The organism is Sphingobium nicotianae (genome assembly GCF_018603885.1).
Lineage (GTDB): Bacteria > Pseudomonadota > Alphaproteobacteria > Sphingomonadales > Sphingomonadaceae > Sphingobium > Sphingobium nicotianae.
Map to the genome: position 1 here is coordinate 1 of NZ_JAHGAW010000009.1, position 14,899 is coordinate 14,899.

The following is a 14,899-nucleotide window of genomic DNA, read 5'->3' on the forward strand; positions in this document are numbered from 1 at the left end:
TGCTTCGGTCGCCTCAAGCATTTCCGCCGCTTCGCCACGCGCTACGATCGGCGCACTATCCATTTCGCCGGCTTCATCCACCTCGCTGCCGCCATGATCTGGCTTCGCTGAATGTCGATCCGGCCTAGGCGGGGTAGAGAAATTTCGGTCTGAATGACCGTCTGCGTTCAGGCTGCTTCGCTGAGCAGTTGGGCGGCTGGAATGGGGTGGAGAACAGACAGTCTGGTATCGATCCCAAGGGGCTGATAAGCTGCCGTTTGATATGGGCATGCTGCAGTTCAACATTACAGACGAGCAGGAACATCTGCTTTGCCCTGCGTGCGGTTACCCTGATTATAGTTTCGCGCCTGCCTATTTCGAACAGGGTGGAGAGCGTATGGTTATCTGCCCGTGCTGCCTATGGGAGCCCGGATATGATGATGCGGATGCACGCTCACCCGCGGATGTTCTTGCTGCGCTTCGCAACTACAGACATGGCTGGAAAAATTCTGCACGTTGGCAGTCACCAAACGTGCCGCCCGCAGGGTGGGACGGGCAACGGCAGCTTGCACATCTTTTTGAAGTAGCGCCAAACGTCCGCTAGGGCGTCGCGTCCCGACCGTCGGCTTCTGAACGAAAATGCCGGATAACCGACATCGCGGTGGACCAGCAAATTTGTCCACACGGCCTAGCCATTGCTGGCTCGCCGATGTCCCTCGAACCAGCCATATGTTCAGCTTTGGACCTCCTCAGCCGAGAGCGGAAGGGATGTCCAGGCCAGGGCGATACCAATCGAGCGCCGCACACGGCTTCCTGCCCTCGGATGCTGTCCCGTCCGGTTGTCCATGATGAAAGCGAAGCCGCTCGACCAGATAGTCGTCGATCAGCGGGCCCAGCGCATTGCGGGCCTGTATCAATCGCGCATCACGCTCCAGAACGCGGAGGAGATGTTCCAGCCTCAGGCCATGCTCCGCGAGCCACGCTTCCGTCCCATCCTTGCCATGCAGACCAGCGGCGTGGCGCCATGCATTGGCGGCTTCCACCACCGCCGCATCGTCCAAATCCGTTCCTCCCAGCCGTGCCAGTTCGGCAAGCAGGACATCGACGAGTGCCAACAATTCATGAGCTGGGCCCGATACTCGCCGCTCTCGCCAGAAGGCGATCGACTTACGCGTCTCCTCTCTCTCCTCCACAGACGCACGTTTGCGCACGGCCCCTTGCCGGACGGCCTCCACGAGCCTTGTATGTTCATAGGAGGGCGCCGCATCGGCAATGGTCGTCGTCGAGGAGGAAAGGAAGTGCGCCAGTTGAAGCGCGTCCTCCCGTTTGATGTCGACGCGCCCTTCAGGCAACCACGCTTCGAGCCTGTCGATGGTGGTCGCGGGAAGAAGCGTCCGAGCCTCCTTCAGCAAGCGGGGCCATTCGCGGTCTGCATAGTAGGACCCTTTGGCAAGGCTGACGAAAGTCTCTGCTTCGTCCGTGCTGAGCCTGCTCTCGACGACGGCCCGTTCCATCGTCCTGCGAATATTCACCATTGCCTCCGACACAGCGAAAAAGCCGAGCCGCGCAGGGGCGTGTATGATTGCTACCTCATCGTCATCCTCAAGCCGGCCTGACGCAAATGCCTCGTAAATCCAGCCCAGGCCGATCATGCCAAACGCGTGGAGTTCTGCCGCGCGCAGGGCTCCCATGCTGGCCGCGCCGAGGACGCTGACGCCCTGATTCATCGCCCATACTATCTCCTTGTGCAGCACCGCCGGCGTGGAATCAAAATAGCCATCGACAATAGCAATCCGCTCCGCGCCATCGTGAACGGCGCGAAAAACGTCTCCCTGCCCCACGGGCGGTCGAAGCTCGACATCGGCGATCGTGGTGAACATGTCGGCCGGCGCGGAGGGGCCAAGGAAGATCACGGTCCTTTTCATGCCCGTGCTCTCTGCGCCTTCAGGAGCGCGCGGGCGCGGGCACCGGGCACATAACCCGGCTCGAACACCAGCCCTTCCAGGCCAGGCACCAGCATCCGGACGACATGGATGCCGAGATCTTCCGGCGCCAGGCTAACGGCCACCACCTGTTCGATGCCCACCGCCTGCAGCGCGGAGATGGTTTGGGACAAGGTTTCAGCAAAGGTCTCGGCCGAGCCTGGATCAGTCTTATCGGCCGGCTGGAAAGGGCGCACGGGCCCTCCGGTGAGGGAGAGATATCTCTTTATCTGCGCCAGCCGCTCAGATGTTGCGGCATAATCGTCATGGACCAGATCCTCCCGCGCGCCCGCTATGTGGGTGAGCCGGCACTGCGCCGCTTCCGTGAGCGCGCGCGAAAGCGCGATACCGCGCCAGCGATGGCAGCCGCTTCCCTCGGCCGAGAAAGCATCGCGGTCGCCGTTGCCCCTTTCGCGAATGAACACCTGATAGACGGGCAGGTCGATGTCGCTCGTAAGATCGAAGACATGGACGTCGACGTTCGCGCGATCATATTGATCGACAAGCACGCGGCAATGTGGGTCGTCGAGGGTCGACAGGTCCACCGCCCGCGCCTGACGCACTTCCTCGTCGGCGAGATGCCATAGCGCGATCGCATCCCGCTCCACCAGTTCGAACAATGCATGAAGGATCGCCTCGTCGCGAACATTCCCCGATGCAAGGCCATTGCTGTTCACCGGGATACCGATGGGCACAGGCAGCGCTGACAGGCTGTCGTCCACGTCCACATAGCCATAGGGCACCCAACATGGCGCGCCGCCGGTCAAATCGATGCCCTGCGCCCAGGCTATAGCCATTTGTTCGTCAAATCCGCTCGCCAGCGTGCGCGGCATCGCTGCGCAGTCCAGAATAGCCGAGCCTTCCCGCCGCAGTTCATGAAGGCTGGCTATGCGAACCGGAACATGGGGGCGCTCGGCATGATGAAGTTCGATGGATTCCATGATGGCGGACACCTTGGCATCGGTCAGCGTCGCTCCCTTGCCCTGCGACACGACCAGCGATTTGGATGCCGGCCGGATCGCGACGGCGACAGGAATGCCGATGCGGTCCAATCCGGTGATGTTGGCGACCCGCGTGATACCGAACCGTTCCAGCAGCGGCTGGAGCCTGTCCAGCGTTTCCACCGTGGAGCAGGCTCGGCGCGTCCCGCCATTGTCAAAAGCCACTCCGCCATCCAGCATCACATCCCCCATCGTATCGGAACCCCATCGTATCGGAATTTTCCTCAGAATAGCATTGATCAAAGATTCGGTCGAATCGTCGCATAGATGCGATGAAGCGATCAACTATGAACGACGACACATTGCGAAGCAAACCATCCAATGATACAAAGCAAAAAACAAATAATGACTCGGCATGTGGAAGGACCACATGGGTTTCATGTATTCATGAAGCTGTCGCTCCGAATTCTTTATTTATAGAATGGAGTTTGCGATGGCTGACGATTTTTCCGAACATCTCGACCAGGTCAACAAACTGGCGCCCGCGGCACGTGCCCGGGTGAACGAGGCGCTCAAGGCTTCGCTCGCGACAGAGCTGGCAAACGTCAATCCCGGCACAGCGGCGGCGGAATTCTCCAAGGGCGCCTTTTTCAGCCGATCACGCGGTGCCGCCGGCATCGACGATCGGGCCATTTTCGAGAAGGCCGCCGCGATGGACCAGCAGGCCTTTCAGAAATTCGCGCAGAATCTTCAGACCATCAAAGGTATGAAGGGTGGCGGGCCCGGCTGATCGCGAACCGCGGTGGCCAGCGTCGTCCCTGACGACGCCATTTCTCTTTCGCCTTCAGCAGTCTGGTCCTGGCGACCGTCCAAAGCGGCGTGGTTTCACAACGTTCGGGTGCTGGCGGAAAGGCTATGCCTTCCGCCAGCGCTGAGCGTCGACGCCATGGCGCTGCGCGCCGCACTGAAAACTGCTGCCGAAACGGAAGCGGAATGGCTTTATCATCCAGCTGTCAGTCCGATTTTCCGGCCGCTTGCGACGGGTAATCGAGGCTATGGCGGGATTTTGCATCTTGCGGCCTGGACCGCCGCCCATGTGCCGGACGATCTCGGACAGATAACAGTGCCGGACGGCGCTCGCCTATGGACCCCGCAGGGTCCGCTTGAGCTGGAGGGCGGGTGGTACGACCTCGCCCTGCTGGGATCGACGATGCGCACAGATGTCGATGCTCCTGCCATCGCTTTGGACCCATTTGATACTTTATCAGGAGAGTGTTCATCTTCGTCGCCAACAAATGGCGATTTGGGAACCGATCATGACTCGGTCTATAACTATTTATCGTCCATAGACTTTTTCAGACGTGCGGTTCCCGAAGCCTTCGATTGGGTCACTCAGGTAGCGCGGCTGGTGGCGCCTGTGGGAGGGGGGGCGCCCTCTTCCTCCGCCTTTCGCAGCGCCTCCGATCCTGAAACGCCGGGACTGATCCGCCTCGACCTTGGCTGCGGACTGCTTTTCACCCTGGAAGCGCTCGTCCATGAGAGCGCCCATAATTATTTCTACCTGGCCGAGGCCTGGGGACCACTGGTCGCGCCCGACCAGCTCCACAGACGCTTTCCCTCCCCGCTGAAAGCCGCGCCGCGCCCGCTGCGCGGCGTCATGCTCGCCTATCACGCGCTGGCCCATATCACGGCCCTCTACGATGCGCTGGGCGATGTGGATGCCTTCGCGGCGCAGCCTGTCCTGGCCCAGCAATACGCCGAACTCCGGGACGCCGCAGTCTATGCTGAAGCGACCTGTATGGCCGCTGCCGGCTGCCTGACGGATCGGGGCCGGCAATTTCTGAACGACACCTCCAACAGGGTATTCCGCTATGCTCGCCAATCCTGATTTCGGCGATGCCCCGCTTCAATTCGTGATGAAGCTGGCATCGATCTGCAATCTCAATTGCTCCTATTGCTATGTCTACAACAAGGGTGACGAGACGTGGAAGCAGCGTCCCCCGTTCATGACGGTGGATGTGATCGAGGCGGTGATCGACCGCATATTGCGTCACGTCGAGCGTTCGGGGCAGCGCAAGGTACGCATCATCTTCCATGGCGGCGAACCCTGCCTCATCGGCGCGGACGCCTTCGATCTCGTCTGCCAGCGCCTGCGCTGGGCGCTGCGAGAAGTGGGGCACGTGCATTTGTCGCTCCAGACGAACGGCACCACGCTCGACGACGAATGGGCCGCCGTCCTGCGCAAGCACGGCATCTATGTCGGCCTCAGCATCGACGGCGACAAGCCGATCCACGACCGCCATCGCGTGACGCACGGCGGTCGCGGCTCCTTCGACCGGATCGTGCGGGGTCTCGAATGTCTGCGGCGGGGGGATGTCGGCTACGATCTCATGACCGTGATCCCGCTGGGCGAGGACGGGGCGCGTATCTATCACAGCCTGGCCGCGCTCGATCCCCGATCGATCAATTTCCTGCTGCCTGATTACACGCATGACGACATCGCCGCCGTTCGGGCGAGTCATGGCCCAACCCCCTGCGCCGACTTTCTCATCCCGGCATTCGATGCCTGGTGGAACGAGGGCCAGATTGACCTTCGCGTCGGCCTGTTCTGGAGCATCGCTCGCCTCGTCATGGGCGCGGAAAGCGATGTCGACCTGCTTGGCAATCAGCCGTTGCGCTATGTCTTCGTCGAAACGGATGGGGAGATCCAGCCGCTCGACGTGTTGCGCGTCTGCGGCCACGGCTTCAACGCCACATCGCTCAACGTCATGCACAACGATTTCAGCGACCTCGCGCGCGATGGAGGCATGGCGGCGGAAGCGGTGTTCCGCGGCATGCCGGTGAGCGGCGCATGCCATGGCTGCCGGGAGCAGCGGACCTGCGCGGGCGGCTATCTTCCCCATCGATTTTCAAGGGAGCGGGGTTTCGACAATGCGTCCGTCTGGTGCGCCGACCTCTACGCGCTGTTCGGCCATGTGCGCCACCGTCTGGGCGTCAGCGAGGCCGAGACGAGAGAACGCAGGATGACGCTCGCCCAGCAGGCGGCGGCCTGACCCATGCTGATGAAGACCATGCCCGACGTGCTCACATGGGCCGAGCCGCTACCGATCTTCACATATGTCCGAGACGACTATGTCGAAATGCTGAGCGATGCCCTCGGTCTGCTGGTGCGCGAGGCAAGGGAATATAGTCCGGCGCTTGCGGCCGCCCTGCTTCAGGAAATGGATAGCGCCACGGACGACAGCCTCATTCGGGTGCTGCTGGCCCCGGAAAGCAGCTATCGCCTGATTTTCCGCCGGGAGCCGCTGGAGGAAAGGGCGCGCTTCTTCGTGGCCGCGCTGCGGATGGAAGCGGCACTGCTCGGCTCGCGCCCGTTGCAGGCATGCCGGGGGGAATGGACGGCGCTCGGCGATGCGGGCCTGACCGAGGACGCGGCGTGGCGCGATCTGCCCCGGCTGTCCACCGGCCTGCCTTTTGACATGTTCAGCCCCCATGCCGCTGCGGTCGATCTGGGTGGGCCATCCGGCATCGCCCAGCGCCGTCTCTTCTCGCCCGCCGAATGCGATGCTGTCGTTGCGAAACTGGAAGAGGCGCTGGCGGGCATCGCGCGGGCGGGGGCGGTTTTCTCCACCTTCGTGCGGCGATTCAATGTGGTTCTTATCGCGCAGATCGATCGCGACGACGAAGATCTCTTCACGAGCGGATCGACAGGTCAGTATATTGGCCGCTCCTTCATCACCAATCCCCACATGCCATCCGTCCGCCCGATCGATCTGGCGGAAGCGCTGGTCCATGAGGGCATTCATTCGCTGCTCTACATGCAGGAAAGACGCGTGGCCTGGGTTCATGACCAGGCCTTGTACGATCCGCTCCGGTTGCGCGTGAAATCACCCTGGACGGGATCCATGCTGGGTGTGCGGCCTTTTCTTCAGGCTTGTTTCGTTTGGTATGGTCTGCTGCATTTCTGGGCGGCCGCCCTCCAAACGGAAGCCTTCGATCCCCTGCAGGTGCAGGGCAGGATGGGGATCGCGGCGCGCGGCTTCCTGGCCGGGCCACTCGACAAGCTGATCGACGAATGCCGGGACGATATAGACCCCGTCATCCTGAGCGCCATCACGGCGCTGCAAGATCGCATACTCCAATCCTGGCCGGTCGCCGCGTGAGGTATCGTCCCTGACCAATCGGGCCGCTTTCCTCCCGGATTATCTTTCCTGGCTCGGCGAGGACCTGCTGACGGAGCCGTTGCAGGAAATGCTCATGATGACCTGCAGCGATCGGTTCGCGCGCATGCTGCATCGCCTTGCGGAGGAAGATTCGGGGCGGGCCAGGGAATTACAGGAGCGGATCGAACGACTGCCCGATGACGCCCTGATACGCCTGCTCATGGCGCCGGAGAGTGGCTTTCGGTTCGGCTATCGGCGCGATCATGTCGACGAAACGGCGCGATTCCTGGAGGACGCCCTGACGGCCGAGGAGGTTCGGTGCGGGCATCGGCCACCGCCGGACCGCATCTGCTGGAGCGCCCTGGGCGACCTTTGTTTTCGCGGTGCGGCCGACGCGCCCTATTTAGCGCCCCGGATCGACGGCATCGTCGTCGATTTCGAAAGTCCCTGGGTGTTCGGCAAGCTGCCTCATATCGCGGGCGAGGCGGAGCGGATCAGCGTCGCGCACCGGGGCACGGCGCTCGATCGCATCGCTGCCGCGCTCCATTTGCTGGAAGGCGCTTCCACCAGATCCGCCATCGCCATGCAGGGCCTCACGCGGGTCATACTCGTCCGCTCCGACCCGACTCGACCGGATTTCTACACATCGGCGAGCACGACGCTCTGCCTGGCGCGCTCCGTCCTGCGCAATCCCTTTGTCGCGTCGGCCACCCCGTCCGAATTGGCAGACGGCCTCGTCCATGAGGCCATCCATTGCGCTTGCGACCTTGTAGAAATCAGCGATGGCCTCTGGCTGCCGGGCGGCGGGGACTCCTATCATGTGAAGGTTGCCTCGCCCTGGACGGGACGCGCGCTGGATATCCATACCTATCTACAGGCCTGCTGGGTCTGGTACGGTCTCTGGCATTTCTGGGCGCGAGCCATCGAGAGCGAGGCGGTTCCGACGGAGGAGGGCCTAAGCTTCCTCGCGCGCGCCTTTCGCGGTTTCGCCGATGGCACGGCGGTGGCCCAGCTGATGCCCCACCGCGCGCTCATCGCGCCAGCCGTGCTCGAAGCATTGGAGATTGGGCAGGGCGCGCTCCTGGGGCGCATGACGGACTGGGAGCATGACCTAAGCCGCACCCTCGAAAATATGGAGAGCCGGCTCCATCCGACCACGTGAGATAGGGGGCATCGCGATCTGCACGTGCATAATTGCCGCATGACGGAGGCCGCCAGATTGTCCGTGGGGCCTAACTTGACGAAGCGGCCGCTGGCCAATGCGAAACGCTTGGCGAGATGGGCGGACATTGAATAACGGATGGCTCGCGTTTTCGGTCACCGGGCCGGACCGTTCCTGCTGTCCTCTCAAGCGGACAAAGCGATTCGGATTTTACTCGCTCGATAACCCCCGACGCTCCTATGCGGGTGCGTTCGCTCTGCTCTCGAATGTCGCGAGATCAGTGTCATGAGGCCGGGGCATCGTTACTGCCGGGTGGGTGACGGCCGTGGGAGAACCGTCACCCGGCCGGTATCAGAACTCGGCCATCCGGCTCTTCGCGGCTTCGGCGGTGATGCGCGCGACCATCTGCTGACCGTCTGCCGCCGCCTTGGTGGAGCAGGCGCGATCGGGACCGACATAGATGGAGAGGCTGGTGCGCGGATTGCAGGCAGCCACGACAGCCTTGCGGACGCGCGCCTGGAGCCTTGCGACATCGTGCGCATCCGCCAGATTGAGGCCTTGGGTGGAGACGTTGACGGTCACGGTTTCGGGGGCGGCAACGATCTCGCCGGCAAGGGCGGGAGACACCGTCAGGGCGGTGGCGGCCAGGGCGATCATCAGCTTCTTCATAGGGTCGTTCCTCAATTCCCAAAGACTCGAAATTCGGCGCAAATCTGTGTTCCACGGAAGGAGCGTCATGCTCTCTTCTTGTGCCTATTTTATGAGCAATCGCAGATGGCGGCAAGATGCTCTCGATGCTGCGGCGCGGAAATCCGTCATTTTTCCGTAATTTTACTGCCTAAATTCTAGGCATTCCCTCTCGGCGTTTTCTTCCTACCCCGCGAAACATGCGGATTCTGGTCATTCGTCCTGTTTTGGCGAATCGTTCCCGGGAGCCGGCATTACGGAAAAATTTTTCGCGGATGATGCGATCATCGCGTTCGAACGCCCGGATTTCGCATTCCAGGGTGCAGGGCGGCACGATTTTTCGCGACCTCGCATCCCGGAATTGACTGCCGGCGAGTGGCGTATCGCGCCCGATTCGATCCTTCGAAGCGCCGCTAGGCTGAGAGCCAGCCCCTCCAGTCGGACGGCGGCTGCGGATAGCTGTCCACCACGGGGCCGAGCGCGTCCGTCAGTGGCGCCAGCCATGCCTCGAAGCGTTTCCAGTGATCCACACCGCCCGTGAAGATCGGCTGGCGTACCTGCTCGGAACTCGCGGTGCGCACCGCCCGGTCGTTTTGCCAGAAGGCAAGGCAGGCTTCCTCGAAAGGCAGGCCGAGATAGTCCAGCAGGCGCGACACCTCGCCGGCTGTGTCGGCGACCATCTGCTCGTAGATCACCCGATGCACGCGGCCAGGCATGGCCTCGTCGAACGCCGCCATCTGCGCGACATAGTCGCGATAGTAGCGGCCGAGATCGGCGAAATCATAGCTGAACGCCTGGCCGCGCGCGAAATGCTGCTTCCAGGCCGAATAGCAGCAGCCAACTGGATGGCGTCGCGCGTCGATGATCCTGGCATTCGGCAGGATCATCTGGATGAGGCCAACATGCTGCCAGTTGTTGGGCATTTTGTCGATGAACAGCGGCTTGTCCGTCACGCGATGGACGCGGGTGCGCTCGATATATTCCTCGCCCAGCCGCAGCCGGTCGGCGGGCGTGAGCGCGGTTATCATCGCGCGGAAGTCGGGGAACTCGCCCTCGTCCACCCGCGATTGCAGGCGACCGGCGATCATCATCATCTCGGGCAGCTCCATCGTGCCTTCCACCTGGCTGTGGCTGGCGAGGATCTGCTCCACCAGGGTCGAGCCGGAGCGGGGCAGGCCGACGACGAAGATCGGGTCGGGCGCCGGGCAGCCGCCTTCACCCATCTGCGCGATGAAGGGGCCGGTGAACAGCGTCGCGGCGGCGGCGACTTCGGCAGAAAAGCTTGCGGCATCATGCGTGACCATCGTGCGGCGCAGGCGATTGCCCTGATCGTAATGGCGGAAAGAGGCGTCGTCGTCCTTCGCGTCCTCGAAGGCCTTGCCCAGCGAGAAATGGAGGTGGAAAATATCTTCCTGCCTGGTCTTGCTCTCTGGCTCTAGCGAATGGAGCGCCTGCTCCATCGCGGCAATGTCTTCCGCGCCCAGCTTCACAGTCTTGAGGTTCGCGAGGCTCCACCAGGCTTCCCCCATCGTCGGCTGATACGTCACTGCCTGGCGATAGGCGTGGACGGCATCGGCCTGCCTGCCGAGCGTCTTGAGCACATGGCCGAGATTCTGCCAGAGCTGCGGCTGATCCGCCCGTTGTGCGAGCAGTCGCTCGTAGATCGTCCGTGCCTGCTCCTGATCGCCCAGCCGCACCAGCACCGACGCCTTGAGCAGATCATGGCTGGAATTTCTCAACGGTGAGCGGACCAGTGTCTCGGCATGCTCCAGCGCCTCGGGCAGCCGATTGGTCTGGAGCAGCAGGCGGACCAGGAAATCGCGCGCCAGATCATAGCCGGGCGCGAGATGCACCGCGCGCTCGACCAGCGTCAATGCCTCGGTCATGTCGCCCCGCCGCCAGTGTATCTCGCCCAGCAGACGGCAGGCCGCCGGGTCGTCGGGCAGGCGCTCGAGCCGCGCCGTCAGCTTCGCTTCGCTGTCGTCCAGCTGGCCCTCGTTCATCGCCACCGCAGCCTCGAGCAGCTCGCGGTCGCGCGAGGAGGCATGCACGCCGGACAGATCGGCGCGCCAGGCTTCTTCCTCGCGTCCAGCCTTGCGCAACTCCTTGGCGAGCAGAAACCAGCCTGTGGCGACGGCTGGCTGCTGGCGGGTGAGATTTTCCAACGCGGCGACGGCTTGCTCGCTGTTTCCAGTCTCGCTCGCCGTCTGCGCCAGTTCCCAGAGTATGGCAGGTACGCGGGGCTGACTGCGGGCGAGAATGGACAAGCGCGGCAATGCGGCCTTTGGCTTGCCGAGGCGTCGCAAGGCCTGGCAGGCAAGAAGCTCTGCCGGAGGAAGTCCCGGCGCGCGCGCGAGGATCGCCTCGGCCTGCGTCAGCGCCTCATCGGCATGCTCGTCCAGCATGCTCGCAATCCGGGCGAGCGCGCCCTGAAGAGTGCTGGTTGCAGTAGCGGCGGACCTGTTTTCCATAAGCCCCTGAAGTTTGTGCGACTGCACAAAAAACTATGCCGAATATCTGGCCCCGTCGAGTCAGCCTGTCAAAAAAGTTAAAAAAAGCCGTTCCGACTCGCTTGACAGCGCCGATTTGAGTGGCAGTATCCAATTTAGGACAGTCGTTCGGATTGCTGCATGAGCGAACTGGCTGATAAAAAGAAGAGTGTTCAGCGCTGCCAGGGTTTCTGGCGGTGAGCTCCGAAGGACGTGTCCTTCGGGCAGGAGGCTTTTTGCGCGCCGTCGTTTTGCGAGGCGGCGCGCAGGCAAAGCAAGGGACGCAGAGAAGAGACCCGGTCGCCGGGCGATATCCAAGGGAGAGGCCAACGACGCAACGCCTATAAGGGGGGTTTTACGTATGGCCATTCGTCTCGGCTCGCGAGGAGCGCGCACGATCGCCGCTCTCGGAGCGACCACATTCCTTTCGCCCATCCTGCTCGCGATGCCGGCCTTCGCGCAGGAGCAGACGGCGGCCGCCGACACCACGGAAGAGCCCTCGGGCCTTGGCGACATCGTCGTGACCGCGACACGCAGCGCCCAAAGCATCCAGAAGGTGCCGATTTCCATGCAGGCACTTGGTGCCGACACGCTGGAGCAGCGTCAGGTGAAGGGGCTGAGCGACTTCGCCGCGCTGCTTCCCTCGGTGTCCTTCGCCGGCATCGGTCCGGGCCGCAACACCGCCTATTTCCGCGGAATTGTTCCCGCCGGCGGCAACTACGCGTCGGTCGGCTATTATCTCGACGATATTCCCATTACCGGCACCGGCGTCCCGGATATTCACGTCTATGACCTGGAACGCGTCGAGGCGCTGTCCGGTCCGCAGGGCACGCTGTACGGCGCCGGCTCGCTGGCAGGCACTATCCGCTTCATCACCAACAAGCCCAAGCTCGGCAAGTTCGAGTTCGGTTATGATCTGGAAGCCAACAAGTTCGGCAAGGGCGCCTTTGGCGGGCAGGGCGAAAGCTACGTCAACATTCCGGTGAGCGACACGCTCGCGATCCGCGCCATGGGCTACTACCGGCACGATGGCGGCTATATCGACAACACGCCCAACAACGGCAAGTTCAATGACGGAAGCTCGTCAACCCTCAAACTGGGCGACGAAAATCCGGCCACGTCCTACACGCTGAACAACGCGAACATCGCGAAGAAGGACTATAACCCGATCTACGAATATGGCGGTCGTCTCGAGGCTTTATGGGAAATTGCACCGGACTGGGACATCACGCCTCAGGTCACCGCGCAGCGGCAGATCGCCTACGGCTATTTCGGTTTCGATCCACGCGTCGGTGACCTTCAGGTTCACGACTATGATCTCACTCGGCAGGATGACAAATGGATCCAGGCGGCGCTCTCCGTCCATGGCCATATCGGCGACTGGGATATCGTCTCGGCAACGGGCTATTTCCGCCGTCAGACCAGGCTGCTCAACGACTATACTTATTACACGGTGACTTACGACGGCTTCGGGCCGGGCTATGAAAATTATCTGCAGTTCTTCGACAAGAGCGGCTGCACAGGATCGGGCCTGACGCTGAAGTGCAACAAGCTCATCAATCCACAGCAATATTATCACGGCCTGAGCTATAGGAACAAGTTCACGCAGGAACTGCGCCTGACGACGCCGAAGGACTGGCCGTTCGACGTGACCCTGGGCGGTTTCTATCAGTATCAGAAGCAGGAAAATAACACCTACTACGCCATCCGCGGGCTGGATCAGATCGCGGGCTACACGCAGTCCGGGGGAGGCGACAGCAATCCGGCGGGCTTCGGCATTCCGGTTGCGGCAGGCGGCACGATGGTGACCTCGTCTCCGGCGGTGAAGGAGGATGGCTTTTACATCAGCGAGACCGATCAGGTTTATCATGATGAGGCGATCTTCGCCGAGGGCCATTACGAGATTACGCCGACACTCAAGCTGACGGGCGGCATCCGCTATTTCTGGACCGACTATGCGACGCTGGGATTCAACGGCGTCATGGCCTCAGCCACCAATAAAGTTACGTCACTCAATGTTCCGACCGGCACGCAAGGATGTACCGTGCCTTTGCCGTCAGCACGTTTGCAGTGCCTGAACTCGAACTTCGCCGCGACGGATCAGGTGGGGCGTTACAAGGAGCAGGGCGAGACCCACAAGATTGCGCTGAATTGGCAGTTCGCTCCGTCGAAGATGATTTATGCCAACTATTCGACCGGCTTCCGTCCGGGCGGCTTCAACCGGCCGCTGCGCATCCGCCAGACGGTCAATGGCGTCGTGCAGTCCAAGGTGGCGACGGTGCCGTCGTTCAACTCCGAGACGCTGACCAACTATGAAATCGGCGTGAAAACCACCTGGGGCGGCATCTTCCGCTTCAATGCCGCGCTTTACTTCGAGAAGTGGGACGGCATCCAGTACAGCGTCGTCGTTGCGGGCGCGCAGGGTGCAGGCATGACCGGGAATGCCGGCAAGGCCGAGGTCAAGGGCTTCGAGTATGACGCGGACCTGAAGGTCGGCAAGGTCACCTTCTCGACGTCCGGCGCCTATAACGACGCCAAGCTGAAGGGCAACTTCTGCAACTTCGCGTTCGATGCGGCGACGTCATCCATCGCACAGCTCAGCAGCTGCACGCTCGGCGCAAATGTGCCCGGCGCCAGCCCGCCGACCCCGCAGGTTGCGGCGGCCGACGGCACACGCCTGCCGCGTCAGCCGAAGTTCAAGGGCACGACCTCGGTGCGCTACGACACCGATCTGGGCGATTATCGCGCCTATCTCCAGGGCGCGGCGCTCTACCAGACGGAGGCAACCCAGGATCTGAACGTCGCCAACAATACGCTGCTGGGCAACACGCCGGGCTTCGTCTCCTTCGACTTCTCCGGTGGCGTGAAGAAAGATAGCTGGTCGGTCGACGTGTTCATCACCAATGCCTTCGACAGGCGCGGCGAGTTGACCAAGAATACTTTCTGCTCGATCACTTTCTGCTCAGGCTCGTCCCGCACCTTCGCGATCAAGCCGCAGCAATTCGGGATCCGGTTCGGCCAGAAGTTCTAGGCCGTAGTGACATTAGGCGGCGTATGTCGTTCCTCCCCGAGCTTGTCTCGGGGAGGGGGGCACCGCACGGTGGTGGAGGGGAAATGGACCGGCCTTCCGCCTGCGGTGGTCCTCCACCGCTTCGCGGCCCCCCCCCCCGAGCAAGCTTGGGGAGAATTAAAAATGGCCGCTTTCCCCGACTTTTCAGCCGTCCGGCGTCGATTGTCAGCGCTTAAGAGCGGACAATCATTGAAGCGGGAATTTGTCCACGCGGCCTAGGTTGACGAGTACCCGGGGTTTCCGAGGTAGTTGGCGCATTCTTGTCGGGAGAAGGCATCGAGCAACGATCCGATGCGCCGCTATGTTGCTTGCGGGGCTCGCTCGGCGCTCTCTCGCAGCAGGTGCTTGAGCTTGGCGAAGACCAGACGGCTCGGGTCAGGCTGCCCCTGGAACTTCTTCCATCGCGTCGGCGGGCCACGTTCCGCC

Annotated in this window: 10 protein-coding genes and 1 pseudogene; 6 read left to right on the plus strand and 5 right to left on the minus strand. The window is 62.2% G+C overall.

The window, feature by feature from the left end:
* Nucleotides 1–728 precede the first annotated feature (728 nt).
* Nucleotides 729–1,904 carry a TfuA-like protein gene (locus tag KK488_RS13880; RefSeq protein ID WP_214624295.1) on the minus strand — a complete coding sequence of 392 codons (1,176 nt, stop codon included), beginning with the start codon at nt 1,902–1,904 and terminating at the stop codon, nt 729–731.
* A complete protein-coding gene (locus KK488_RS13885) occupies nt 1,901–3,142 on the minus strand; it encodes a YcaO-like family protein (RefSeq protein ID WP_250890463.1) in 1,242 nt (413 codons plus the stop codon). Before KK488_RS13885 ends, KK488_RS13880 begins: the two co-directional genes overlap by 4 nt.
* Nucleotides 3,143–3,395: 253 nt before the next feature.
* Between KK488_RS13885 and KK488_RS13890 the strand changes: the two genes are divergently transcribed.
* The 5 genes from KK488_RS13890 to KK488_RS13910 all read left to right on the plus strand — a co-directional run bounded on the left by KK488_RS13890 (nt 3,396) and on the right by KK488_RS13910 (nt 8,227).
* Nucleotides 3,396–3,692 (plus strand): hypothetical protein, encoded by a 297-nt coding sequence (locus KK488_RS13890; protein ID WP_214624297.1) that lies wholly within the window; start codon nt 3,396–3,398, stop codon nt 3,690–3,692.
* 12 nt (nt 3,693–3,704) lie between these two features.
* Nucleotides 3,705–4,790 carry an aKG-HExxH-type peptide beta-hydroxylase gene (locus tag KK488_RS21720; RefSeq protein WP_214624298.1) on the plus strand — a complete coding sequence of 362 codons (1,086 nt, stop codon included), beginning with the start codon at nt 3,705–3,707 and terminating at the stop codon, nt 4,788–4,790.
* A complete protein-coding gene (locus tag KK488_RS13900; protein ID WP_214624299.1) occupies nt 4,774–5,955 on the plus strand; it encodes a radical SAM protein in 1,182 nt (393 codons plus the stop codon). Before KK488_RS21720 ends, KK488_RS13900 begins: the two co-directional genes overlap by 17 nt.
* Nucleotides 5,956–5,958: 3 nt before the next feature.
* On the plus strand, nt 5,959–7,065 hold the full coding sequence (locus KK488_RS13905) for an aKG-HExxH-type peptide beta-hydroxylase (RefSeq protein WP_214624300.1): 1,107 nt from the start codon (nt 5,959–5,961) through the stop codon (nt 7,063–7,065).
* A gap of 94 nt (nt 7,066–7,159) precedes the next feature.
* Nucleotides 7,160–8,227: a hypothetical protein gene (locus KK488_RS13910; RefSeq protein WP_214624301.1), complete on the plus strand. Its 1,068-nt coding sequence runs from the start codon at nt 7,160–7,162 to the stop codon at nt 8,225–8,227.
* A 351-nt stretch (nt 8,228–8,578) separates the two neighbouring features.
* Here KK488_RS13910 and KK488_RS13915 read toward each other — a convergent pair whose 3' ends face one another.
* A complete protein-coding gene (locus KK488_RS13915; protein WP_214624302.1) occupies nt 8,579–8,896 on the minus strand; it encodes a UrcA family protein in 318 nt (105 codons plus the stop codon).
* Between the two features lie 431 nt (nt 8,897–9,327).
* The gene (locus tag KK488_RS13920; RefSeq protein ID WP_214624303.1) at nt 9,328–11,385 is read right to left on the minus strand and encodes a sulfotransferase; all 2,058 of its coding nucleotides are present in this window, start codon (nt 11,383–11,385) and stop codon (nt 9,328–9,330) included.
* A gap of 379 nt (nt 11,386–11,764) precedes the next feature.
* Between KK488_RS13920 and KK488_RS13925 the strand changes: the two genes are divergently transcribed.
* Nucleotides 11,765–14,434, plus strand: a complete 2,670-nt coding sequence (locus KK488_RS13925) for a TonB-dependent receptor (protein WP_214624304.1) — start codon at nt 11,765–11,767, stop codon at nt 14,432–14,434.
* 254 nt (nt 14,435–14,688) lie between these two features.
* On the opposite strand, the pseudogene KK488_RS13930 reads toward KK488_RS13925, so the two are convergent.
* A pseudogene (locus KK488_RS13930) lies at nt 14,689–14,850 on the minus strand (IS630 family transposase); the annotation flags it as partial.
* Between the last annotated feature and the right edge of the window lie 49 nt (nt 14,851–14,899).

What these genes read in the sequence shown, in the direction of transcription:
- KK488_RS13915 (WP_214624302.1), bottom strand. Translation starts at nt 8,896, where the DNA reads ATGAAGAAGCTGATGATCGCCCTGGCCGCCACCGCCCTGACGGTGTCT.
- KK488_RS13885 (WP_250890463.1), bottom strand. Translation starts at nt 3,142, where the DNA reads ATGCTGGATGGCGGAGTGGCTTTTGACAATGGCGGGACGCGCCGAGCC.
- KK488_RS13905 (WP_214624300.1), top strand. Translation starts at nt 5,959, where the DNA reads ATGCTGATGAAGACCATGCCCGACGTGCTCACATGGGCCGAGCCGCTA.
- KK488_RS13925 (WP_214624304.1), top strand. Translation starts at nt 11,765, where the DNA reads ATGGCCATTCGTCTCGGCTCGCGAGGAGCGCGCACGATCGCCGCTCTC.
- KK488_RS13910 (WP_214624301.1), top strand. Translation starts at nt 7,160, where the DNA reads ATGATGACCTGCAGCGATCGGTTCGCGCGCATGCTGCATCGCCTTGCG.
- KK488_RS13890 (WP_214624297.1), top strand. Translation starts at nt 3,396, where the DNA reads ATGGCTGACGATTTTTCCGAACATCTCGACCAGGTCAACAAACTGGCG.
- KK488_RS13920 (WP_214624303.1), bottom strand. Translation starts at nt 11,385, where the DNA reads ATGGAAAACAGGTCCGCCGCTACTGCAACCAGCACTCTTCAGGGCGCG.
- KK488_RS13900 (WP_214624299.1), top strand. Translation starts at nt 4,774, where the DNA reads ATGCTCGCCAATCCTGATTTCGGCGATGCCCCGCTTCAATTCGTGATG.
- KK488_RS13880 (WP_214624295.1), bottom strand. Translation starts at nt 1,904, where the DNA reads ATGAAAAGGACCGTGATCTTCCTTGGCCCCTCCGCGCCGGCCGACATG.